This is a genomic window from Streptomyces sp. NPDC048461 (assembly GCF_055587105.1).
Window position 1 is genome coordinate 243,538 of the sequence record NZ_JBVJGW010000012.1, and the last position, 22,205, is coordinate 265,742.

The window sequence follows — 22,205 nt, forward strand, 5'->3', positions numbered from 1 at the left end:
CCCGGCAGGCCCCCGGAGGGCCCCTCGGGCGGGCTGCTGCCGCCGAGCAGGGCTTCGGCCCGCCGCCGCACCGCACCCGGCTCGGCGGGCGCCTGGCGCGGCCCGGCGCCGCGGAGCCGTGCGCGGCCGTCGCGGGAGCGGGAACGGCCCGGGCCGCTGATGGCACGGGGCGGATTCGGAGTACGCATGCGCGTTCGCAGAGTCATGACACGACCGTACGAGCCGATCCCGAACCCCGTTCGGAACCCTCAATTCCGGTGGATGACAGGCCCGTTGTGGACAACCGCGTCACCCGTTCCGGTGATCGCCCCCGACCGCCGCTCCTCGGCGGACCGCTCAGCGCGGCGAGACGACGGCCGCCAGCAGCCCCGGTCCGGTGTGCGCGCCGATCACCGCACCCACCTCGCTGACGTGCAGCTCCACCAGGCCGGGGATCCGCTCGCGCAGCCGCTGCGCGAGCTTCTCCGCCCGCTCCGGCGCCGCCAGGTGGTGCACCGCCACGTCCACGCTGGCCGAACCGGCGCGCTCGACGGCCAGCTCCTCCAGCCGGGCGATCGCCTTCGAGGCCGTACGCACCTTCTCCAGCATCTCGATCCGCCCCCCGTCCAGCGTCAGCAGCGGCTTCACCGCCAGGGCCGAGCCGAGGAGGGCCTGCGCGGCCCCGATCCGGCCGCCGCGCCGGAGGTAGTCGAGGGTGTCGACGTAGAAGTACGCGGACATGTCCGCCGCCCGCTTCTCCGCGGCGGCCACCGCCTCGTCCAGCGAGCCGTCCGCCTCGGCGACCTCGGCGGCGGCCAGGGCGCAGAATCCGAGGGCCATCGCGACCATGCCGGTGTCCACGACGCGGACGGGCACGGGGGCGGTCCTGGAGGCGACCACCGCGGAGTCGTAGGTGCCGGAGAACTCGGAGGACAGGTGCAGGCTCACGATGCCGGTCGCACCGGCGTCCGCGGCGGCCCGGTAGGCCCGGACGAACTCCTCGGGGCCGGGGCGCGAGGTGGTGACGGAGCGGCGCTTCTGGAGGGCCAGGGCGAGGCTGCGCGCCGAGATCTCGGTGCCCTCCTCCAGCGCCTCGTCGCCGAGCACCACGGTCAGCGGAACGGAGGTGATTCCGTGCCGCGCCATGGCCGGTTGGGGCAGGTAGGCCGTGGAATCGGTGATGATGGCGACATGGCGGGACATGAGCCGGAGGTTACCGCCCGTAGGGGTCGCACGGCAGCCTGGGACCCCACTCGGTGTCCTCACCGACCCCCGGCGCGACGCCGCACGCCCCCCGGCGCGACCCCGGCATGGACCCCGGACCGCCCGGGGACCGACCGCCCCCGACCCACGTCCCGGGCACCCGCCGACAGGCATCCGCCGACGGGCACCCGGGCATCCCTCAGGTCGTGCTCTCCGGCCGCCGCGTCTTCTGCCACGGGTAGGGCGCCGCCGGCGGCGCCTCGTTCAGGGCGGCCCGATCGGCTCCCTTACCCCGGCCCGCCGTACCCCGGCCGCCCGCAGCCGGAGCCTGAGCCTGAGCAGCCGGCGCCTGAGCAGCCGGTCCCTGCGTCGCGTCCCACGCCGCTGCCGCCGCAGCGAGCTCGTCCACCGACTCGGGCGACCAGTCGCGCAGCGCCCCCGACTCCATCTCGATCTGGGCCGACAGCACGCTCAGGTCGTCCTCGGCGAACCGGCGGGCCCGGTCACGCGCCGCCCACCGCAGCGAATCCGCCGCCTGTGTGACCTTGGACGTGCGTTCCCGCAGGTCGGGCAGGAGATCGGCGATCCGCTTGCGGTCCGGCTCCTGCTCCAGCCGCTTCAGCTCGTCGTCCAGCTCGTAGCCGTGCGCGCTGAGCCGCTCGAACAGGCCGATCGACTCCCGCAGCGAGGCGTCCGTCTGGACGCCCTGGTACAGCGCCTGCTGCGTGGTCCGCATCGACGTCCTCAGGTCGAGGCGCAGCTGCGCCAGCGAACCGCTCACCCCGACCTGCCCGAGGCTCTTCGCCCGCAGCGTCGTGTCCTCGACCGTCCGCCGCGCCTGCGTGATCGTGCGGTCCACACCGCGCTTGGCGGCCCCCACCACCTTGACCGTCGCGTACGCGCCCAGGCCCAGGAAGGCGAAAAGCACCAGCAGCGCGAAGAAAATGATCAACGCGGCCTCCATGAGGTTCCTCTCCCCTGCCTAGTCCGTCTCCTCCAAAGGTAAACGCCACGGGCAGGCCAGGGGTTCCAATCGAACCCCCAACCTGCCCGTACGGGAATACCCCTAGACCGCTGGACCGCGAACGCGCCGCACGGCCCGCCGTGTCAGATGACGATGTTCACCAGCTTCGGCGCGCGCACGATCACCTTGCGGATCTCCGCACCGCCCAGCGCCGCGACCACACCGGCGTCGGTGACGGCCAGCTGCTCCAGGTCCGCGTCCGAGATCGCCGGCGGGACCTCCAGACGCGCCTTGACCTTGCCCTTGACCTGCACCACGCAGGTCACGGTCTCGTCGACGACGTACGCCGGGTCCGCGACCGGGAAGTCCTGGTGGACCACCGAGTCACTGTGGCCCAGCCGGTGCCACAGCTCCTCCGCGATGTGCGGGGCCAGCGGGGCGACCAGCAGCACCAGCTGCTCGGCGACCGTGCGCTCCAGCGGGCGGCCCGCCTTCGTCAGCGCGTTGTTCAGCTCGGTGATCTTGGCGATGGCGGTGTTGAAGCGCAGCGCGGCCAGGTCGGCGCCGGCCCCGTCGATCGCCTTGTGCAGCACGCGCAGGGTGTCCTCGGCGGGCTCGGCGTCGACGACCGTCACCGCGCCCGTCTCCTCGTCCACGATGTTGCGCCACAGGCGCTGCAGCAGGCGGTACTGGCCGACGACGGCGCGGGTGTCCCACGGACGCGAGACGTCCAGCGGGCCCATCGCCATCTCGTACAGGCGCAGGGTGTCCGCGCCGTACTCCTCGCAGATCTCGTCCGGCGTGACGGCGTTCTTCAGGGACTTGCCCATCTTGCCCAGCTCGCGCTTGACGGGCTCGCCCTCGAAGTAGAACCTGCCGTCCCGCTCCTCGACGTCGGTGGCCGAGACCGGGAAGCCGCGCTCGTCGCGGTAGACGAACGCCTGGATCATGCCCTGGTTGTACAGCTTGTGGAACGGCTCCACCGAGGAGACGTGACCCAGGTCGAACAGCACCTTCGACCAGAAGCGCGCGTACAGCAGGTGCAGCACCGCGTGCTCGGCGCCGCCCACGTACAGGTCGACGCCGCCGTGCGGCTGTCCCTCGCGCGGGCCCATCCAGTACTGCTCGATCTCCGGGTCCACCAGCGCCGACGCGTTGTGCGGGTCCAGGTAGCGCAGCTCGTACCAGCAGGAGCCGGCCCAGTTCGGCATGGTGTTGGTCTCGCGCCGGTAGCGCCGGATGCCCTCGCCGCGGCCCAGGTCCAGCTCGACCTCGACCCAGTCGGCCTTGCGCGACAGCGGGGTCTCGGGCTGCGACAGCGCGTCGTCCGGCTCGAAGGTGCGCGGCGAGTAGTCCTCGACCTCCGGCAGCTCCAGCGGCAGCATCGACTCGGGCAGCGGGTGCGCGACGCCGTCCTCGTCGTAGACGATCGGGAAGGGCTCGCCCCAGTACCGCTGGCGGCTGAACAGCCAGTCGCGCAGGCGGAAGTTGACGGTGCCCTCGCCGATGCCGCGCTCGGCCAGCCAGTCGGTGATCAGGGCCTTCGCCTCGACCACGCCCAGCCCGTCCAGCGACAGGCCGGAGCCCGCGGAGTTGACCAGCTTCGCGTCGTACGAGGCGAACGCGTCGTCCCACTCGGCCGGGTCGGTGCCGCGGCCGTCGGACGGCTGCACGACGCAGCGCATCGGCAGCTCGAAGGCGCGCGCGAAGGCGAAGTCGCGGCTGTCGTGCGCCGGGACGGCCATGATCGCGCCCGTGCCGTAGCCCATCAGCACGTAGTCGGCGATGAAGACCGGGACCTGATCGCCGCTGACCGGGTTGGTGGCGTACGCACCGGTGAAGACGCCCGTCTTCTCCTTCGCGTCCGCCTGCCGCTCGACGTCCGACTTCGACGCGGCCTGCTTGCGGTACGCGTTCACGGCCTCGGCCGGCGTGGCGTGGCCGCCGGTCCACACGGGGTGCGTGCCCTCGGGCCAGGCGGCCGGGACGATGGTGGAGATCAGCTCGTGCTCGGGCGCCAGCACCATGTAGGTGGCGCCGAACAGCGTGTCCTGGCGGGTGGTGAAGACGGTGATCGCGCCGGCGCCGTCGACGGCGAAGTCCACGCGCGCGCCCTCGCTGCGGCCGATCCAGTTGCGCTGCTGCAGCTTGATGGCCTCGGGCCAGTCCAGCGCGTCCAGGTCGTCCAGCAGCCGGTCGGCGTACGCGGTGATGCGCATGTTCCACTGGCTCAGCTTGGCCTTGAAGACCGGGAAGTTGCCGCGCTCGGAACGGCCGTCCGCGGTGACCTCCTCGTTGGCCAGTACGGTGCCCAGCCCCGGGCACCAGTTCACGGGCGCGTCCGAGGCGTAGGCCAGCCGGAAGCCGTTCAGTACGTCGGCCCGCTCGCCGGCGGTCAGCTCCGCCCACGCACGGCCGCCCGGAACCTCACGGGAGCCGTCCTCGAAGGCGGCGACCAGCTCGGCGATCGGCCGGGCCGTGCCGGCGTCCGCGTCGTACCAGGAGTTGTAGATCTGCAGGAAGATCCACTGGGTCCACTTGTAGTAGTCCGGGTCGATCGTCGCGAACGAGCGGCGCTTGTCGTGGCCCAGGCCCAGCCGGCGCAGCTGGACCTTCATGTTCTCGATGTTCGCCTCGGTCGACACCCGCGGGTGGGTTCCGGTCTGGACGGCGTACTGCTCGGCCGGCAGGCCGAAGGCGTCGAAGCCCAGGGTGTGCAGGACGTTGTGGCCGGTCATCCGCTGGTGGCGGGCGAAGACGTCGGTGGCGATGTACCCGAGCGGGTGGCCGACGTGCAGCCCCGCACCGGACGGGTACGGGAACATGTCCATGATGAACTTCTTGGGCTTGGCGACGACCGCGGGGTCCCCGGCCAGGTCACCGGTCGGGTTCGGCGCCTCGTAGGTGCCCTGCTCGTCCCAGGCGTCCTGCCAGCGTGCCTCGATGTCGGCGGCCATGGCAGCCGTGTAGCGGTGCGCCTCGGCCGCCTCGGGGGCCGGGGTGTTCGTCTCGCTCATGATTTCTGAAGCTCCATCGATCGTCTCTGCCGTCTCTGCCTGCCCAAACGAAAAAACCCCTCGCACAGGAGGGGACGCCGCGCCGATGCCGACCACTGGAGGGTCGGCACTGATCAGCGCGGCTCGGTAAGCAGAAGGCGTACGGCACGCATGGCGCCAGGGTACCGCAGCGCCCCCGGCGCCCGCTCGGACCGTCCGCGTCGTGGAAGCGGAGACGGAGACGGAGCCGGACGCAGGATCGGAACCAGGAGCGGAAGCGGAAGCCGGAGCGGGACAACGAGAAGCGGGCCACCCGATCCGGGCGGCCCGCTTCTTCACTGTGGAGCTATGGAGAATTGAACTCCAGACCTCCTGCATGCCATGCAGGCGCTCTACCAACTGAGCTATAGCCCCTCGTACTGCTCGTCGCTCGGTGTCCCTTGCCGGTTCCCCTCGGCGACGTCTCAAACATTACACGGTCATGGCCCTGGTCCAAAAATCGGTTTCCACCGACCACGGGCCATGTCCGCTTCGACCTGCTTTCGTCACGCGCGGGCGAACTGGTAGAACCGCTTGAGCGTGCAGTGCTCGTCGAGCAGCCGGCCGTAGATCGGCTCCCCTTCCAGCTCACGGTACGTCTCGATCGGATCGCCTTTTATGATCAGCGCCCGCGCGCATTCCTCGCACCAGTACTGGTAGTCGGAGTTGACCGGGTCCATGTCCCGCACGATCGGCGTGCCGTTGTTGCACCAGTCGCACCGCCGCCGGTGTGCACCCATCCGTCAGCGACTCCCTCCCGCGTCGGGCCGTCGTGTCCCCCTCCGGCGCTCCGATTCTGCCATGCCGGTACAGGCCCGGCCAGCAAGCACAAAGGGGGCAAAAGCAAGAATCCCGCCCCCAGTTGGGGACGGGATTCTGATTTTGTGGAGCTATGGAGAATTGAACTCCAGACCTCCTGCATGCCATGCAGGCGCTCTACCAACTGAGCTATAGCCCCGCTCTCCGCCGCGCTCCCCCCGTCTCCGGTGTTCCGCGCTGCGAACAAGAAGAACTCTAGCCTGCGACCAGCCGGAAAGTGAAATCCGGGTGGCTGCCCCGGCAGGAGGGCCGCGGGGAGCTGCTCAGTCGTCGTCGCCGAGCACCGGTTCGGGCAGCGTTCCGGCGTTGTGCTCCATCAGGCGCCAGCCGCGCGCGCCCTCGCCGAGGACGGACCAGCAGCAGTTGGAGAGCCCGCCGAGGCCCTCCCAGTAGTACGAGTCCAGGCCCAGCAGACGGCCGATGGTCGTACGGATCGTGCCGCCGTGGCTGACGACGACGAGCGTGCCGCCCTCCGGCAGCCGGCCGGCCTGCTCCAGCACCACGGGCGCGGCGCGGTCGGCGACCTCGGTCTCCAGTTCGCCACCGCCCCTGCGGACGGGTTCGCCGCGCTTCCACGCCGCGTACTGCTCGCCGTACTTCTCGATGATCTCGTCGTGCGTGAGGCCCTGCCACTCCCCCGCGTACGTCTCGCGCAGCGCCGGGGTGTGCTCGACCGTCAGGCCGGTGACGGCCGCCAGTTCGGCAGCCGTGGCCGAGGCCCGGCTGAGGTCGGAGGCCACGATGGCGTCCGGCTTCAGCGAGGCGAGGAGCCGGGCGGCGCGGCGCGCCTGCGCCACACCCGCATCGGTCAGCTCGATGTCCGTGGAGCCCTGGAAGCGTCGCTCCAGGTTCCACGCGGTCTGGCCGTGCCGCCAGAGGACGATCTTCCGGGTGGTCCTGCCCGAGGTGGTCCCGCTCAGAACAGATCACCGTCCAGTTCGTCGTCGCCCGCCGCCTCGCGCAGCTTGGCGTGCTCCTCGGCCTTGCCGAGCGTGAGCTTGGCGTCCTCGGGAAGCTCGATCTCGGGGCAGTCCTTCCACAGGCGCTCCAGCGCGTAGAAGACGCGCTCCTCGCTGTGCTGGACGTGGACGACGATGTCGACGTAGTCGAGCAGGATCCAGCGGGCGTCGCGGTCGCCCTCACGGCGGACCGGCTTGGCGCCGAGCTCCTTGAGGAGGCGCTCCTCGATCTCGTCGACGATCGACTTGACCTGGCGGTCGTTGGGCGCCGATGCGAGCAGGAAGGCATCGGTGATCGACAGCACGTCGCTGACGTCGTACGCGATGATGTCGTGCGCGAGCCGGTCGGCCGCGGCCTGGGCGGCGGCGGTGATGAGCTCGATGGAGCGGTCCGTGGCGGTCACTGGCCATGCTTTCGGGTTGGCGGGCAGATCCTTACAAGGGTCTCATGTACCGCCGACACCGCCCGCGCGGAACGTCCCGCGCGGGCGCGACCCCGTCTCCGAACCCGTTCGGGGCCCCGGTCAGGACGGTTTGTAGTCCTTTCCGAGGATCACCACGACGTCCGCGTTCACCGCGTTCTCGGCCTTCTTCACGACCGCCTCGGGCAGGCCTAGCGTCTTGGCGACCTCGACGGCCCGGTCCCGCTGGGCGTCGTCCTGGTACGTGATCTGCGACGCGGCCGCCGACTTGTCGGCCTTGCCGCCGTCCACGAAGGCGTAACCGCCGTTGAGCAGCGCGGCCCTCGCCGCCGCCTGCGTCCTGTCGTCGCCGGTGGCGTCCTTCAGGCCCACCCGGGGGGTGGCGCCGGGCTGCGCGGCCGAGGCCGAGCCGCCGAGGACCTCCTTGACGACCTTCTTGTTCGTCTCGTCCGTGAGGGTGCCGTCCGGCTTCACCGCGAGGACGTCCGTGCGGTACGCGCCCGTCTTGGCGTGCTCTCCCAGCCGGGACAGCAGGGCGCCGAGGGTCTGCGCGTCCAGTGCCGGGTCGAGGATCTGGCCGATGCTCTCGACCGTCACCGCCGCCGCCTTCGGGTCGCCCGGCACCTTGCGCAGGACTCCCTGGAGCACCCGGCCCATGCGTTCCTGCTGCTTGGCCTCCGGCTCGCCCTGGGCGCGGTACGTGGCGTACGCGACGGCCATCGGGCCGCTCAGGCTCTGCTTCTCGCCCTGCCCGACGGCGGGGGTCTTCGCGGCGTCGTCGGCCGGGACCGCGGCGTCGGTGTCGGCCTCGATGCCGCCGACGAGCTCGACCAGGTTCTCCAGGAAGGGGGTGTCCAGCCGCCAGGTGCCGCCGATGCTCGTGCCGAGCACCGAGTCCAGGGACTCGCGGGTGCCGAGGCCGCCGTCCTCGACCGATTTGCCGAGGGTGGTGGCGGTGCCGTCGGCCGCGGGCACGCCGAGGGCGTTCGGCAGCAGGACCGTGGCCCCCTGCTTGGCGGTGACGTTGTCGACGAGCAGCGCCGAGGAGGTGCCGCCCTTCTTCGTGTTGTGCAGGTGGACGACGATCATGTCCCGCTTCTGCGCGCCGGCGCCCGCGGTCGCGGCGGCCTTGTCCTTGCCCGGGCCGTCGAGGAACGGCAGCTTGCCCTGGTACCAGAGGTAGCCGAGGCCCGCGACGACGAACAGGGCGAGGACGACGATCAGCGCCACCACCCGGTTGCGGCCGCGGCGGCGGATCTCCTCGCGGCGCTCGGTCCGGCTCTCGGTGAACTTGAGCCAGTCGATGACGTCCTCGGAGTCCTCGTCCGGCTCTTCGATGAAGGAGAACTGCTCGGTCCGGTAGTCGGGGGCTGCGTCCGCGTCCGCGTCGGCGCGGCGGGGCTCGGGGACCTGGGCCGCGGGCGGCTCGGGGGCGGGCGCGGGGCGGGGCGCCGGCTCCGGGGGTGCCTGGGGGGCGGCCTGCTGCGGGATCCACTGCTGGGTCTGCTGCGTGTCGTACCCGTAGGCGGGTGCCTGGGGGTACTCCTGCTGCGCGTACTCCTGGGCGGGCGGCTGCGGGGCGTAGTAGTCCTGCTGCTGCGACTGCTGCTGCGGCTCCTGGCGGCCGTAGTCCTGCTGCCGGCCGTGACCCTGCTGGTCGTAGCCGTAGGACCGGTCGTCGTACGGCTGCCCGTACTGCTGCTGGTCGTAGTGCTGCTGGTCGTACTGCTGCTCGTACTGCCGCTGCTCGTACTGCTGCTGTTCGTACGGGGGCGCGGGGGGAGCGGGCCGGTCGGGCTGCGCGGGCACCGGGCCGTACACCGGCCGCCCGTACGGGTCGTAGCCGATGAGCTGCTGCTCCTGGGCTGCGTACGGGTCGTACGCGTCCTGTCGGTCGTTCACCGCGGGGCCCCTCTCTCCGGAAGCTCAGGCTCCCCGGTACAGCTCACGCTTGTCGATGTAACGCACGACACCGTCCGGCACCAGATACCAGACCGGGTCCGCCTTGGCGACCCGCGCCCGGCAGTCGGTGGACGAGATGGCCAGCGCGGGCACCTCCACCAGGGAGACGCCGCCCTCGGGCAGGCCGTCGTCGGTGAGCACGTGGCCCGGCCGGGTGACCCCGATGAAATGCGCGAGGGAGAAGAGCTCGTCGGCGTTCCGCCAGGTCAGGATCTGTGCGAGCGCGTCGGCACCAGTGATGAAGAACAGGTCGGCGTCGTCGTTCACCGCCTTCAGGTCCCGCAGGGTGTCGATCGTGTACGTCGGCCCGCCGCGGTCGATGTCGATGCGGCTCACCGAGAACTGGGGGTTCGAGGCCGTGGCGATGACCGTCATCAGGTAGCGGTCCTCGGCGGCGGACACGGCGCCCTGCGACTTCTGCCACGGCTCACCGGTCGGTACGAACACCACCTCGTCGAGGTGGAACAGCGCGGCCACTTCGCTGGCCGCCACCAGGTGTCCGTGGTGGATCGGGTCGAATGTCCCGCCCATGACGCCGAGCCGGCGCTTGACCGGGCCGGTAGGCATTTCCTGCTCTCCCATGAGCGCAGAGCCTACTGGCCCGGTGGAGCGGCCCGGACCCGCTTGCGAGCCCGTACGGGACACCGGTGCGAAACCGTCCGCGGTCTAGCGGTCGCGGTTCAGGCGGGTGGTGATCCAGAGCATCAGGAGCAGGATGCCGAGCGCGGCGCCACCGGTCAGGTACGGGTTCAGGCTGCTGTGGTTGCCGCCGTGCTCGGCCCCCTCCGAGGCGAGGACGACCAGGTTGTGGGTGGTGGAGGAGAGGCTCATCAGGCAGGTACCTATCGAGTCGGGGGAGCGGGCGGAGACTTCGCTCACATCGTATGCGGGGGCCTGGGGCACGCTCACGCCGACTCAGGCGTTGGAGAGGATGGACGCACGGCCAGGCAGGCCGATCCAGGGGAGGGCGCAATGACGGAGAAGACGGGTTTCGAGAAGGCACCGGCGCGGGACCGCAGGAGGTTCCCCGGTATTTCCTCGCGGGCGTACGAGCACCCCGCGGACCGTTCGGCGCTGGTGGCGCTGCGGAAGCTGACCGGCTTCGACACGGTGTTCAAGGCCCTGAGCGGCCTCCTCCCGGAGCGCAGCCTGCGGCTGCTGTTCCTGTCGGAGTCGGTCCGGGTGAGCGATGCGCAGTTCCCCCACCTCCACACGATGCTCCGCGACGCCTGTTACATCCTGGACCTGGAGAAGGTCCCCCAGATGTACGTGCAGCAGGACCCGAAGCCGAACGCCATGTGCATCGGCCTCGACGAGCCGATCATCGTGGTGACGACGGGCCTCGTCGAGCTGCTCGACGAGGAGGAGATGCGGGCGGTGGTGGGCCACGAGGTGGGCCACGCCCTCTCCGGGCACGCGGTGTACCGCACGATCCTGCTGTTCCTGACGGGTCTGGCGCTGAAGGTGGCCTGGATCCCCCTGGGCAACGTGGCGATCATGGCGCTCGTGACGGCCCTGCGGGAGTGGTTCCGCAAGTCGGAGCTCTCCGCGGACCGGGCCGGACTCCTGGTGGGCCAGGATCTGCGGGCCTCGATGCGCGGGCTGATGAAGATCGCGGGAGGCAACCACCTCCACGAGATGAACGTGGACGCCTTCCTCGCCCAGGCCGAGGAGTACGAGTCGAGCGGCGATCTGCGCGACTCCGTGCTGAAGATCCTCAACGTGCTGCCCCGGACGCACCCGTTCACCACGGTGCGCGCGGCCGAGCTGAAGAAGTGGGCGGAGAGCCGCGACTACCAGCGGATCATGGACGGCCACTACCCGCGGCGGGACGAGGACAAGGACGCCTCGGTGAGCGACTCGTTCCGGCAGTCGGCCACGCACTACGCCGACGCGGTGCGCACCAGCAAGGACCCGCTGATGAAGCTGGTCGGCGACATCGCCGGCGGTACGGCCGACCTGGGCGGGAAGCTGCGCGACCGGTTCACCGGAGCCGGTGCGGGTGCGGGTTCCGGTGCGACCGGCGGCTCCGAGGGCAAGGGCGGGGCTACGGACCAGGGCTGACGGGCGCGGCCCCCGGGGTCGCGGGCGCCGCCAGTACGCCGCACAGCCCGGCCGCGCGCCGCGGTCGGCCGCTGGCGTACGGGTCGCTCGCGGCCGGGCCCACCGTGGTCGGGGCGGCTCCGGCCGGCAGCGGGCGGAAGCCCGCCGCCGGGTCGGCGGAGCAGTCCTGCGGTCCGGCCATGACGTAGGCCGAGGCCAGTTCCGCGCGGCGTGCGCCCAGGTCGTCCCGGTCGAAGCGCAGCCGCAGCTCGCGCCGCACCGTGAAGAGCGAGGCGCCGTCGGCGGCGGCCGGAGGCCCGGTGGCCGGGCGGACGGCGTAGACGAAGGTGTGGTCGGTGGTCACCTCCAGCACCTCGGGGGCCACCTCCTCGAAGGCGAGGGTGCCGCTGACCCGGACCCGGGGGTCCGCGACGACCGCGGTTCCCGGGTCGAAGCGGACCAGCCAGCCCGTCGCCGCGTGCCGGCCGTCGCCGGAGGGCGAGGCCATGCTCCGGTCGAACTGCGCCAGCTGGTCGGGGTCGACGAGCACCCGGACCGGGCGGGAGGCGGTGCCGGCCAGGACGTCGGGGTCCAGGGAGGACTGCACCAGGTAGTCCTTGGCGATGGACAGGGCGATCGCCACCTGGCCGTCGGTGAAGTGCGGGGTGCGGCGCACGGCGGGCATGGTGATCCCGACCGCTCCGATGCGGTAGTCCGCCGCGGGACTCTGCGCGAACAGGTCGGCGGGCTGCCCGCCGGGTACGGGCGTGCCGGGCGCCAGCGGTACGACGGTGCTGGTGAGGGGCTCGGCCACCCCGTCGGGCGGGGGGACGTACGGGTTGCGCAGCCCCATGTAGACCGCGGTGGCGAAGGCCAGGGCGATGAAGAGCACGAGCAGCCGGCCCTGCCGGGCGCCCCGGCCGGGAGTTCCGCCGGCGGAGCCCGTACCGCCTCCGCCGGACCAGATGGAGCGGCTGCGCACGGCGCGGGCGTGCTCGCCCATGCGCTCCTGCGCGGAGTACTCCTGGATCCGGGCAGCCCGTACGAAGTCCTCGTCGAACACCACGGACCGGTACTCGTCCGCCCGGAACTCGTCGTCGTCGCCGCCGGTGCCGTCGGGGGCGCCGTTGGGTGGATCTCCTGGAACGGCCATCGCTTCTCCCCGCTGTCCCCGCTTCAGAGAAGCCCCCAGCTCCGGCGAAATGCGAGTGGGGTCGTACCTTCAGGGTTGGCGGCCGACGGGGTCCATAAACGCGCCGGCCCCGCTGACTTCCCCCAATGGCGTACTGGCGGGGGCCGGAGCGGGGTCCGCCTGGCCCGAGGCGCTGCGGTAGACGGCGCTGAAGGCGAGCGCGACCATGCCGAGCCCCAGCACGAAGGCGAGGACCCAGGCGACGGGGCGCAGCCACGGCGAACGTCCGCGGTAGGGGCGCAGGCTGCCGCCGAAGGCCCCGTACGGGCCGTCGTAGTGGCCCTGGCGGTCGTGGTCGTGCTCCCAGCCCTGGTCTTCGTACCCGTCGGGGTGGGCGTACCCGTAGGTGTCGTCGTCGGCCGTCCATCCGCCCGCGACGGCGGCCCGGGCCGCTTCGGCCTCGGCGCGCGCCCGGTCGGCCGCCCGCTGGCGCTCGGCGGCACTCGGTTCATGGATCTCGGCGTTCCGGACGAAGGCCTCGTCGAACACCACGGAGGCGAAGTCGTGATCCGCGCCTCCGCGGTCGTCGTCGGGCTCCCCGTCGTCCGGGAACGGCTTGCCCCCCACGTCGTCCGGCACAGGACCAGCGTAGACCTGGGGGGCACCTTTGGGCAGGGTGTACGGCGAATCCCGCCACCCGGTGTGCGAGGTTCGACTACCGAACGTGACCGTCGCCGGTGACGATGTACTTGGTGGAGGTGAGCTCCGGAAGGCCCATGGGGCCCCGGGCGTGCAGCTTCTGGGTGGAGATTCCGATCTCGGCGCCGAAGCCGAACTGGCCACCGTCCGTGAACCGGGTGGAGGCGTTCACGGCGACCGTGGTCGAGTCGACCAGCTGGGTGAAGCGGCGGGCGGCGGCCTGGGAGGTGGTGACGATCGCCTCGGTGTGGCCGGAGGTCCAGCGGCGGATGTGGGCGACCGCGTCGTCCAGGGAGTCCACGACGCCGGCCGCGATGTCGTAGGACAGGTACTCGGCGGCCCAGTCCTCGTCGGTCGCGGGCAGGGCGGTGACCTTGCTGTCCCGGGCGGCCGCCAGGACGCGGTCGTCACCGTGCACGGTCACTCCGGCGTCGGCGAGGGCGTCGAGGGCGCGCGGCAGGAAGGCGTCGGCGATGTCGCGGTGGACCAGGAGGGTCTCCGCGGAGTTGCAGACGGAGGGCCGCTGCGCCTTGGAGTTGACGAGGATGTCCACGGCCATGTCCAGGTCGGCCTGGGCGTCGACGTAGACGTGGCAGTTGCCGGTGCCGGTCTCGATGACCGGCACCGTCGACTCCTCGACCACCGTCTTGATGAGGGAGGCTCCGCCGCGCGGGATGAGCACGTCGACGAGGCCGCGGGCGCGCATCAGCTCGCGGACGGAGTCGCGGGACTCCCCCGGGACCAGCTGGACGGCGTCGGCGGGCAGTCCGGCGCCCGCGACGGCGTCGCGGAGGACGGCGACGAGGGCGGAGTTGGAGGCGTAGGCGGAGGAGCTGCCGCGCAGGAGGACCGCGTTGCCGGACTTGAGGCAGAGGGCGGCCGCGTCGACGGTGACGTTGGGGCGGGCCTCGTAGATGATGCCGACGACGCCGAGCGGCACGCGGACCTGGCGGAGGTCGATGCCGTTGGGCAGCGTGTTGCCGCGGACGACCTCGCCGACGGGGTCGGGGAGGGCGGCGACGTCCCGCACGTCGGAGGCGATGGCGGCGACGCGCTCCGGGGTGAGGGTGAGGCGGTCGATGACGGTCTCGCTGGTGCCGGCGGCCCGCGCCTTGGCGGTGTCGACGGCGTTCGCCTCGACGATCTCGGCCGTACGGGCCTCCAGCGCGTCCGCGACCGCCAGCAGGGCCGCGTCCTTGGCGGACCGCGGGAGTGGGGCGAGGACGGCGGCGGCCGTGCGGGCGGCACGCGCCGTGGCGAGGACGGGCGAGGTGGCGGTGGCGTCGTCGAGCGAGGTCATGCGGCCAGGGTAGTCCCCGGCCGCCCCGCGACCGGAGGGGTTCCACCCCCCGAGACACCGGCTCGGCCCAGGACCCCGCGGGGCTCTCAGTACGGGTGTACGCCCACCGGGTGGGCCGGGGGCGGTCCGTACCCCTCCGCCACCCGCTGGTGGTAGGTGGCGCGGTCGATGACCTCCAGCCCGACGATCTCCCAGGGCGGCAGCTGCGCCGACGAGCGGTGCTCGCCCCACAGCCGCAGGGCGACGGCCGCCGCGTCGTGGAGGTCGCGGGCCTCTTCCCAGTAGCGGATCTCGGCGTGGTCGTCGGCGTAGCGGCTCGTCAGCAGGAAGGGGTGGTCGTGGGCCAGCTGTTCCAGTCCGCGCCGGACCTCGGACAGCGGCGCCGGCTTGCCGGAGACGCTCAGGGTGACGTGCCACAGACGGGAGTCGTGGTCCGGCTCCTGCTCGTGCCCGCGGCCCTCACCGTCCCCCGGACCGACGCTGGTCAGCGCTCGTCTCACCAGCCGCCTCCTGTCTCCGCTACGCGTGTCCACCCGCCCCTCACAGTTGACCAGTCCCCGGGCCCCCGCGCGGCGGTTTTGCCGAACCTCAGCCCTGCAGCAGGACGAGATCGTCGCGGTGGACGACCTCCCGCTCGTACGCGGGTCCGAGTTCCCGAGCGAGCTCGCGGGTGGAGCGGCCGAGGAGCTGCGGAAGCTCTTTGGAATCGAAGTTGACCAGGCCGCGCGCGACCGCCCGGCCCGAGGTGTCGCGCAGCTCCACCGGGTCCCCCGCGATGAAGTCCCCCTCGACGGCGGCGATGCCCGCGGGCAGCAGGGAACTCCCCCGCTCGGTGACGGCGCGGACCGCGCCCTCGTCCAGGACGAGGTGCCCCTGGGGGGTGGAGGCGTGCTGGAGCCAGAGCAGCCGGTCGCCGGAGCGGCGGCCCGTCGCGTGGAAGTGGGTGCCGGTGGCGCGCCCGGCCAGGGCGTCGGCGGCCTGGCTGGCGGAGGTCAGCACCACGGGGATGCCGGCGGCCGCCGCGATCCGGGCCGCCTCGACCTTGGTGACCATGCCGCCGGTGCCGACGCCGGCCTTGCCCGCGCTGCCGATGGAGACGTGGGCGATGTCCGCAGGGCCGCGGACCTCCTCGATGCGGGTGGTGCCGGGCAGGGAGGGGTCGCCGTCGTAGAGGCCGTCCACGTCGGACAGCAGCACCAGGAGGTCGGCCCGTACGAGGTGGGCGACGAGGGCGGCCAGGCGGTCGTTGTCGCCGAAGCGGATCTCGTCCGTGGCGACCGTGTCGTTCTCGTTGACGACGGGCAGCGCACCCATGGCGAGCAGCTGGTCCAGGGTCCGGTAGGCGTTGCGGTAGTGCGCCCGCCGGCTGGTGTCGTCGGTGGTGAGCAGGACCTGTCCGACGCGGATGCCGTAGCGGGCGAAGGAGGCGGTGTAGCGGGCGACGAGCAGGCCCTGCCCGACGCTGGCGGCGGCCTGCTGCCGGGCCAGGTCCTTGGGGCGGCGGCGCAGGCCGAGCGGGGAGAGGCCGGCGGCGATGGCTCCGCTGGAGACGAGGACGATCTCCTTCTCGCCGCCGCCGCGCGCCTTGGCCAGGACGTCCACCAGGGCGTCCACCCGGTCGGCGTCGAGGCCGCCCGCCGCCGTGGTCAGGGAGGAGGAGCCGACCTTGACCACGATCCTGCGGGCGTCCACGACACCTTGCCTAGCCGCTGACACGTCTGTCCCCTTGCCCCTTGCCGAATGCCTGTGACCTCAATCTACGGGGTGGCCGGGAGGGGCTGCGCGGGGGTTTCAGACCCTGGACGAACCACCCGGACCGGCCTGCCCGCCCGGGCCGGTGCGCCCGCCCTGACCGGCGTGCCCGCCCGGACCGCCCCCGTCCGCCCGCACGGGTTCCGGTTCCGCCTCCCCCTCCCGGGCGGCGCCCGGGACGAGGATCCTGCGGGAGAGCAGGTAGGTGAAGGGGATGGCCACGACCGCCGCGACCAGCGGGGCGATCCGCGTGTCGAGGCCGGCCCAGGTCACCAGGGCGTACAGCCCCACCGACTGGACGACGTAGTTGGTGACGTTCGTCAGGGGGAAGAGGAGGAACTTCTTCCAGGTGGGGCGGGTGCGGTAGGTGAAGTAGGTGTTCATGAAGAACGAGCCGACCATCGAGAGCAGGAAGGCGAGGGTGTAGGCGGCGAAGTACGGCATCCAGGGGTGCAGGAGCAGGTACAGCAGGTAGAAGGTGCCGGTGTTGACGGCTCCCACGAGGCCGAAGCGCAGGAGCTGGCCGAGCTGTTGCCTTCTGCTCATGTGGTGCTGCGCTCCGCGCTGTGCTCGACGGCCGTCGCCTCGGCGACCGGGCCGGACCTCCCCGGTTCCGCGGTCAGCGCCACGCGCGGGACGGGGTCGGAGCCGTGGGCTTCCTTCACCAGGAAGTGCGGCCGCCGCTTGGTCTCATAGTAGATGCGGCCGATGTACTCGCCGATCAGACCGAGCATGATCATGTGGACGCCGCCGAGCCCCACGATGATCGCCACGAGGGTGACGTACCCGGGTGACTCGACGCCGTTGGTCATCGCCGCGACCGTGATCCACAGCGCGTAGAGCCCGGTCAGGGCCATCAGCGACACGCCGAGCCAGATGGCCGCCCGCAGCGGCCGGTTGTTGAAGGAGATCAGGCCGTCCATGCCGTAGTTCAGCAGGGCGCCGAACTTCCACTTCGTCTCGCCGGCCTCGCGCTGCGCGTTGCGGTAGTCGAAGTGGACCGTGTCGAAGCCGATCCAGGAGAACAGGCCCTTGGAGAAGCGGTTGTACTCCGGCAGCGACAGCAGCGCGTCCACCGCCGGACGCGAGAGCATGCGGAAGTCGCCGACCCCGTCGGCCAGTTCCACGTCCACCCAGCGGTTGACCCCGCGGTAGTACAGCCGGCTGAGTACGGAGCGGACCTTCTTGTCCCCCTCGCGCGAACGGCGGGCGATGATCTGGTCGTGCCCCTGCCGGTGGTGCTCCAGCATCGTGGCGATGAGCTCCGGCGGGTGCTGGAGGTCGGCGTCCATGATCACGACGGCGTCGCCGGTGGAAACGCGCAGACCGGCGAGCATGCCGGCCTCCTTGCCGAAGTTGCGGCTGAACGAGACGAAGCGGGTCCGCTCGCCGTGCTCGGCCGCGATCTTCCGCAGTTTGCGCAGCGTGCCGTCGCAGCTTCCGTCGTCGACGTAGCAGACCTCGTAGTCGACGGGGAGGGCGTCCAGGACCCTGCGGATCTCCACGTCGAAGCTGTCGATGACGGCTTCTTCGTTGAAGCAAGGGACAACTACGGACAGCTTGGTCATGAACACATCCTGCTGGGTCCGAACGGGTGATTGCCGACGACCGGACCTGCCACTCACCTCTTCCCCAGAACCCGCATGCCGAGGGTCGGCCTGCCTGAGTCGAGTGCGGTACGCGGTAGCTTTGACTGGATAAGCGGAATCAGCTGAGCGAAACGAATCGAAGGGATCGAGGTGCACGTGCCCGACGTCTCCGTGGTCGTCATCGTCTACAACGACGCAGAGCGTCTGTCGACAGCAGTCCAGTCGGTTTTGGACCAGACCCTGCACGGGGTCGAGGTCGTGATCGTCGACGACTGCAGCAAGGACAGGTCCTTCACCGTCGCCCAGGAACTGGAAGCCGCGCACCCGGGGAAAGTGCGCGCGTTCCAACTTCCGGAGAACAGTGGGGGCTGCGGCGCCCCGCGCAACCACGGCATCGCGCAGGCCACCGGCACCTACGTCATGTTCCTGGACAGCGACGACGTGCTGGAGCGCAACGCCTGCCGGAACATGCTCGACGCCGCCGAGCGGACCGGCTCCGACCTGGTCTCGGGCATGTGCGTGCGCGTGCACCTCGAAAACCGGTGGGGCAAGACCACCGAGTGGTACCCGTGGATCTACTCGCGCACGCGCACGCTGGAGTCGATCACCGAGTTCCCCGACCTGCTGGTCTACGACACCCTCTCCACGAACAAGTGCTACCGGCGCTCGTTCCTGCTGGAGCAGGGCCTGCAGTTCCCGGTCGGCATCCACTACGAGGACCTGCTGTTCTCGGCGCAGGCGTACGTGGCGGCCCGTCGCATCACGCTGATCCCGAACCACGTCTACTTCTGGAACGTGATCGAGAAGGCCTCCGCCAAGTCGATCAGCAACCGGCGCCACGAGATCGCGAACTTCGTCCACCGGATGGAGATCCACCGCCGGGTGGACGAGCTGCTGGCCTCCAAGGGCCACACCGACATCAAGTCCGCGAAGGACGCCAAGTTCCTCAAGCACGACCTGGTGCTGCACCTGCGCGACCTGCCCCTGCTGGGCGACGCGTACCGCCAGGAGTTCGCCCGCCTGGCCAACGGCTACCTCGCCGGGATCGACCCGGCCGCGTACGACAACGTCACGCACCTCCAGGCGATCTGCGCCTACCTGCTCGGCAAGGAGGACTGGGACAACCTGCTCCCGGCCGCCGACGCCATGACGAACAAGGGCCGGCTCTCCTCCCCCCTCGCCGAGCGCGACGGCCGCATCTACTGGTGCGCGCAGCACATCGACGACCCGGCCGACACCGAGGCCCGGCGGATACTGGACGTCACCGGGGACGGCTTCCACACCACCCCGCTCTCCTCGCTCCAGCTGGGCAACCGCCTCACCTCCTACGCGGACGACGGCCGCGGCACCGTCACGCTGTCCGGCGCCGTCGTGAACCCGCTGGGCCGCATCCGGCCCGACACGGAGCTGACCGCCTCGCTCGAATTCCGGGCCCGCCGGCAGATCGGCGTCCGCTCGTTCAGTTTCCCGGTGGCAACCGTGCGCCACGCCGGTGACACGATCGAGTGGAGCGGCAGCGCCGACATCGGCGGCACCGTCCGCCCGCTCGGCATCATCGACGCCGTGTGGGACGTCCGGCTCCGGCTGAACGCCGGGCGCGACCGCATCACGACCCGCGTGTCGGTCGGCGGGGTCGACCTGGAGTCGGCGTCCCGGCTGCGCGTGCGCCCGCGGCTGACCCGGCTGGTCTCCGACCGCTTCGAGCCGGAGGTCACCAAGAAGGGCAACCTCTCCTACGTCCTGACCGCCGAGGGCGCCGCGGCCGTCCGCACCCAGACGCTGATCAACAACGCCATACACGGCAAGGCCGCCGGAGTGGTCAAGCGGGGCCTGCGCAAGGCCCTGCGGACCCGCCGGAACATGGGCTCGGGCGAGCAGAAGGTGAAGCTCTACCACGAGGTCTTCTCGAAGCTGCCCGTCAAGAAGGGCACGGTCGTCTTCGAGAGCCACATGGGCAAGCAGTACAGCGACAGCCCCAAGGCGATCTACGAGGAGATGGTCCGCCAGGGCGTCCCCTTCGAGGCGATCTGGTCGTACGCGGGCAAGCCCACCGGCTTCCCCAAGGAGGCCACTCTGGTCCGGCGCTGGAGCTGGCCCTACCTGCGGGCGCTGGCCCAGGCCGAGTTCTGGGTGGACAACCAGGGCTTCCCGCTGGCCCTCGCCAAGCGCCCGGGCACCACCTACATCCAGACCTGGCACGGTTCCGCGCTCAAGCGGATGGGCTTCCACGAGCCCCGCACCAAGGCGCAGGGACGGGCCGGCCAGGACCGGTTCCAGGCGGCCGTCGACCGCTTCGACCACTTCCTGATCCGCTCGGAGCACGACACCCGCACCCTCGCCAAGGGCTTCCGGCTGCGCGACGAGGTGCTGCTGCGCACCGGGTACCCGCGCAACGACGCCCTCGTCGAGGCGCACCGGTCCGAGGCGCAGAGCGGCGAGCGGGTGCGCGGCCCGCTCGCGGCGGAGCTGGGCATCGACCCGGAGAAGAAGGTGCTGCTGTACGCGCCGACGTTCCGGGCGAACGCGGACGGCGCGGTCGAGGGCTTCGAGTTCCCCTTCGACGTGGAGGAGTTCGCGGACCGGCTCGGGGACCGTTTCACCCTGCTGGTGCGGACCCACTACCTCAACAGCGTCTCCCTCCCGCCGTCCGTCGCGGGCCGGGTCGTCGACGTGTCGCGGCACCACGACATCACCCCGCTGCTGGCCCTCGCCGACGGTCTCATCACCGACTACTCGTCCGTGATGTTCGACTACGCGGTCCTGGACCGGCCGATGCTGTTCTTCGCGTACGACTACGAGAAGTACGCCACCGACATCCGCGGCACGTACTTCGACCTGAAGGAGAAGGCCCCGGGCCCGGTGGTGGCCACGGCGGACGAGCTGCTGCAGGCGCTCTCCGCCTTCGAGGAGGCGGACGCCAAGTACGCCGAGGCCCGCCAGCGCTTCCTCACCGAGTTCGGCGAGTACGACCGCGGGGACGCCGCGCGCCAGATCGTCGAGAAGTTCTTCACCAGGAGCGGCAAGTGAGCCAGCAGACCGCCACCCCGGGCGGCCGTGACATCTTCCTCGTCTCCAACAACGTCGACGAGCTCGGCGGCGTGACCACCTGGTCGCACCAGATGGCCCGGCTGTTCACCGACCGCGGCCACCGGGTGCACATCGTCGGCATCGCCCCGGTCGCCGAGGAGATCCGGCAGAAGTTCCCCGCGGACCTGCCGTACGCGACGACGACCCTGTACGCGTCCCAGCCTCCGCCCGCGCGCCGGCTGCAGGGGCTCAAGGGCCGGCTGAACGCACCCGAACGGCGCCGCCAGTCGGCCCGGCGCTCCCTGATGCGGGCCAAGGCGGAGCAGCTGAGCGAACTGTTCCGGGCGGCCGCACCGGGCGCCGTGGTCATCGTCACCCAGGTCTGGGCGATGGAGTGGGTGGCGCTCGCCGACACCAAGGGGCTCAGCGTCATCGGCATGAGCCACGAGTCGTTCGAGGCCAGCCAGAAGTCCAGCCGCGGCGACCGCGTCCGCCGCCACTACCGCGAGGCGGACCGGCTGCTGGTGCTGACCGCCGAGGACGCGGACCTGTGGATCCGGGCGGGCATGGAGAACGTCGGCAGCATGCCGAACCCGCTGCCCTTCATGCCGGAGCAGCCCGCTCCGCGCACGGAGAAGGTCGTCGCCAGCGTCGGCCGCCTCGCGTTCGAGAAGGGCGTCGACCTGCTGCTCGACGCGTGGGCGGACGCCGCCCCGCACCACCCCGACTGGGTCCTGCGGATCTACGGCGCGGGCATCGAGGAGCCGACGCTGCGGGCGCACTGCTCCTCACTGGGGCTGGACGACTCCGTGGAGTGGATGGGCAGTACGGACGACGTGCTGGGCGCGCTGCGCGGGGCCTCGGTCTTCGCGCAGGCCTCGCGGGCCGAGGGCTTCCCGATCACCCTGCTGGAGGCGATGGCGGCGGGCGTCCCGGCCGCGGCCTTCGACTGCGCGCCGGGCGTACGGGAGATCGTCACGCACGGCGAGGACGGCCTGCTGGCCCGGCTGGGCAACACCATGGAGCTGGCCGGCCACCTGCACGCCCTGATGGCGGACCGCGAACTGTGCGACCGGCTCGGCGAGTCGGCCTTCCGCTCGGTGCAGCGCTACTCCAGCGCCGGGATCACCGACCGGTGGGAAGAACTGTTCTCCTTCCTGGAGCGCTGACCTCGCCGGAGCGCCGACCCGCCCCGGACACGACGGAGCCGCCCGCCCCCCCCCCCCCCCGGGGGGGGGGGGGCGGCCCGGCCGGGGGGGGGGGGGGGCGGGGGGGGGGCCCCCCCGCCCCCCCGCGGGGGGAGCACTAGCGGGCGGCGGG

Annotated in this window: 19 protein-coding genes and 2 tRNA genes; 3 read left to right on the top strand and 18 right to left on the bottom strand. The window is 71.6% G+C overall.

All coding sequences use genetic code 11. The features are described from left to right. Positions 1 to 336: 336 nt before the first annotated feature. From ACZ6S8_RS22485 to ACZ6S8_RS22535, 11 genes are all read right to left on the bottom strand, one after another. Entirely contained in the window at positions 337 to 1,182 is an 846-nt protein-coding gene (locus tag ACZ6S8_RS22485; RefSeq protein ID WP_469458344.1) for a DegV family protein, read from the bottom strand. 199 nt (positions 1,183 to 1,381) lie between these two features. After that, the gene (locus tag ACZ6S8_RS22490; RefSeq protein WP_469458346.1) at positions 1,382 to 2,146 is read right to left on the bottom strand and encodes a hypothetical protein; all 765 of its coding nucleotides are present in this window, start codon (positions 2,144 to 2,146) and stop codon (positions 1,382 to 1,384) included. Between the two features lie 143 nt (positions 2,147 to 2,289). Then, positions 2,290 to 5,163 carry a leucine--tRNA ligase gene (leuS, locus tag ACZ6S8_RS22495; protein WP_469458348.1) on the bottom strand — a complete coding sequence of 958 codons (2,874 nt, stop codon included), beginning with the start codon at positions 5,161 to 5,163 and terminating at the stop codon, positions 2,290 to 2,292. A 320-nt stretch (positions 5,164 to 5,483) separates the two neighbouring features. Beyond that, positions 5,484 to 5,556, bottom strand: a tRNA-Ala gene (locus tag ACZ6S8_RS22500). Positions 5,557 to 5,687: 131 nt separating this feature from the next. Next, positions 5,688 to 5,921: a hypothetical protein gene (locus ACZ6S8_RS22505; RefSeq protein WP_267718557.1), complete on the bottom strand. Its 234-nt coding sequence runs from the start codon at positions 5,919 to 5,921 to the stop codon at positions 5,688 to 5,690. Between the two features lie 145 nt (positions 5,922 to 6,066). Further along, positions 6,067 to 6,139, bottom strand: a tRNA-Ala gene (locus tag ACZ6S8_RS22510). 124 nt (positions 6,140 to 6,263) lie between these two features. Continuing rightward, positions 6,264 to 6,920: a histidine phosphatase family protein gene (locus ACZ6S8_RS22515; protein ID WP_469458394.1), complete on the bottom strand. Its 657-nt coding sequence runs from the start codon at positions 6,918 to 6,920 to the stop codon at positions 6,264 to 6,266. After that, entirely contained in the window at positions 6,917 to 7,363 is a 447-nt protein-coding gene (rsfS, locus tag ACZ6S8_RS22520; RefSeq protein WP_267718558.1) for a ribosome silencing factor, read from the bottom strand. Before rsfS ends, ACZ6S8_RS22515 begins: the two co-directional genes overlap by 4 nt. A 120-nt stretch (positions 7,364 to 7,483) precedes the next feature. After that, positions 7,484 to 9,283, bottom strand: a complete 1,800-nt coding sequence (locus ACZ6S8_RS22525; RefSeq protein ID WP_469458351.1) for a LytR C-terminal domain-containing protein — start codon at positions 9,281 to 9,283, stop codon at positions 7,484 to 7,486. A 24-nt stretch (positions 9,284 to 9,307) separates the two neighbouring features. Continuing rightward, positions 9,308 to 9,925 carry a nicotinate-nucleotide adenylyltransferase gene (gene nadD / locus ACZ6S8_RS22530; protein WP_469458353.1) on the bottom strand — a complete coding sequence of 206 codons (618 nt, stop codon included), beginning with the start codon at positions 9,923 to 9,925 and terminating at the stop codon, positions 9,308 to 9,310. Between the two features lie 84 nt (positions 9,926 to 10,009). Continuing rightward, on the bottom strand, positions 10,010 to 10,174 hold the full coding sequence (locus ACZ6S8_RS22535) for a hypothetical protein (protein WP_469458354.1): 165 nt from the start codon (positions 10,172 to 10,174) through the stop codon (positions 10,010 to 10,012). A 141-nt stretch (positions 10,175 to 10,315) separates the two neighbouring features. Between ACZ6S8_RS22535 and ACZ6S8_RS22540 the strand changes: the two genes are divergently transcribed. Next, positions 10,316 to 11,407: a M48 family metallopeptidase gene (locus ACZ6S8_RS22540; protein WP_469458356.1), complete on the top strand. Its 1,092-nt coding sequence runs from the start codon at positions 10,316 to 10,318 to the stop codon at positions 11,405 to 11,407. On the opposite strand, the gene ACZ6S8_RS22545 is transcribed toward ACZ6S8_RS22540, so the two are convergent. The 7 genes from ACZ6S8_RS22545 to ACZ6S8_RS22575 form a co-directional block, all read right to left on the bottom strand. Next, positions 11,391 to 12,539, bottom strand: a complete 1,149-nt coding sequence (locus tag ACZ6S8_RS22545) for an SCO2583 family membrane protein (RefSeq protein WP_469458358.1) — start codon at positions 12,537 to 12,539, stop codon at positions 11,391 to 11,393. The two genes, ACZ6S8_RS22540 and ACZ6S8_RS22545, sit on opposite strands and share 17 nt — an antisense overlap. A gap of 69 nt (positions 12,540 to 12,608) precedes the next feature. Next, positions 12,609 to 13,157 carry an SCO2584 family spore wall biosynthesis protein gene (locus ACZ6S8_RS22550; RefSeq protein ID WP_469458360.1) on the bottom strand — a complete coding sequence of 183 codons (549 nt, stop codon included), beginning with the start codon at positions 13,155 to 13,157 and terminating at the stop codon, positions 12,609 to 12,611. A 76-nt stretch (positions 13,158 to 13,233) separates the two neighbouring features. After that, positions 13,234 to 14,517 (bottom strand): glutamate-5-semialdehyde dehydrogenase, encoded by a 1,284-nt coding sequence (locus tag ACZ6S8_RS22555; protein WP_469458363.1) that lies wholly within the window; start codon positions 14,515 to 14,517, stop codon positions 13,234 to 13,236. A gap of 86 nt (positions 14,518 to 14,603) precedes the next feature. Next, positions 14,604 to 15,017, bottom strand: coding sequence for a hypothetical protein (locus ACZ6S8_RS22560; RefSeq protein ID WP_469458365.1), 414 nt, complete (start codon positions 15,015 to 15,017; stop codon positions 14,604 to 14,606). Between the two features lie 88 nt (positions 15,018 to 15,105). Beyond that, positions 15,106 to 16,233: a glutamate 5-kinase gene (gene proB, locus ACZ6S8_RS22565; RefSeq protein WP_469458367.1), complete on the bottom strand. Its 1,128-nt coding sequence runs from the start codon at positions 16,231 to 16,233 to the stop codon at positions 15,106 to 15,108. 75 nt (positions 16,234 to 16,308) lie between these two features. Further along, a complete protein-coding gene (locus tag ACZ6S8_RS22570; RefSeq protein ID WP_469458369.1) occupies positions 16,309 to 16,815 on the bottom strand; it encodes a GtrA family protein in 507 nt (168 codons plus the stop codon). Beyond that, positions 16,812 to 17,837, bottom strand: coding sequence for a glycosyltransferase family 2 protein (locus ACZ6S8_RS22575; RefSeq protein ID WP_469458371.1), 1,026 nt, complete (start codon positions 17,835 to 17,837; stop codon positions 16,812 to 16,814). The genes ACZ6S8_RS22570 and ACZ6S8_RS22575 overlap by 4 nt, the downstream gene beginning before the upstream one ends. Positions 17,838 to 18,008: 171 nt before the next feature. Between ACZ6S8_RS22575 and ACZ6S8_RS22580 the strand changes: the two genes are divergently transcribed. After that, entirely contained in the window at positions 18,009 to 20,885 is a 2,877-nt protein-coding gene (locus tag ACZ6S8_RS22580) for a bifunctional glycosyltransferase/CDP-glycerol:glycerophosphate glycerophosphotransferase (RefSeq protein ID WP_469458373.1), read from the top strand. Further along, the gene (locus ACZ6S8_RS22585; protein WP_469458375.1) at positions 20,882 to 22,054 is read left to right on the top strand and encodes a glycosyltransferase; all 1,173 of its coding nucleotides are present in this window, start codon (positions 20,882 to 20,884) and stop codon (positions 22,052 to 22,054) included. The genes ACZ6S8_RS22580 and ACZ6S8_RS22585 overlap by 4 nt, the downstream gene beginning before the upstream one ends. The last annotated feature ends 151 nt before the right edge of the window (positions 22,055 to 22,205 follow it).

Bases quoted from the DNA above. Each gene is read 5' to 3' on its own strand.
- ACZ6S8_RS22535 (WP_469458354.1), bottom strand. From the start codon at position 10,174: ATGAGCCTCTCCTCCACCACCCACAACCTGGTCGTCCTCGCCTCGGAG.
- ACZ6S8_RS22555 (WP_469458363.1), bottom strand. From the start codon at position 14,517: ATGACCTCGCTCGACGACGCCACCGCCACCTCGCCCGTCCTCGCCACG.
- ACZ6S8_RS22570 (WP_469458369.1), bottom strand. From the start codon at position 16,815: ATGAGCAGAAGGCAACAGCTCGGCCAGCTCCTGCGCTTCGGCCTCGTG.
- ACZ6S8_RS22545 (WP_469458358.1), bottom strand. From the start codon at position 12,539: ATGGCCGTTCCAGGAGATCCACCCAACGGCGCCCCCGACGGCACCGGC.
- ACZ6S8_RS22485 (WP_469458344.1), bottom strand. From the start codon at position 1,182: ATGTCCCGCCATGTCGCCATCATCACCGATTCCACGGCCTACCTGCCC.
- nadD (WP_469458353.1), bottom strand. From the start codon at position 9,925: ATGGGAGAGCAGGAAATGCCTACCGGCCCGGTCAAGCGCCGGCTCGGC.
- ACZ6S8_RS22540 (WP_469458356.1), top strand. From the start codon at position 10,316: ATGACGGAGAAGACGGGTTTCGAGAAGGCACCGGCGCGGGACCGCAGG.
- ACZ6S8_RS22505 (WP_267718557.1), bottom strand. From the start codon at position 5,921: ATGGGTGCACACCGGCGGCGGTGCGACTGGTGCAACAACGGCACGCCG.
- ACZ6S8_RS22490 (WP_469458346.1), bottom strand. From the start codon at position 2,146: ATGGAGGCCGCGTTGATCATTTTCTTCGCGCTGCTGGTGCTTTTCGCC.
- ACZ6S8_RS22575 (WP_469458371.1), bottom strand. From the start codon at position 17,837: ATGACCAAGCTGTCCGTAGTTGTCCCTTGCTTCAACGAAGAAGCCGTC.
- leuS (WP_469458348.1), bottom strand. From the start codon at position 5,163: ATGAGCGAGACGAACACCCCGGCCCCCGAGGCGGCCGAGGCGCACCGC.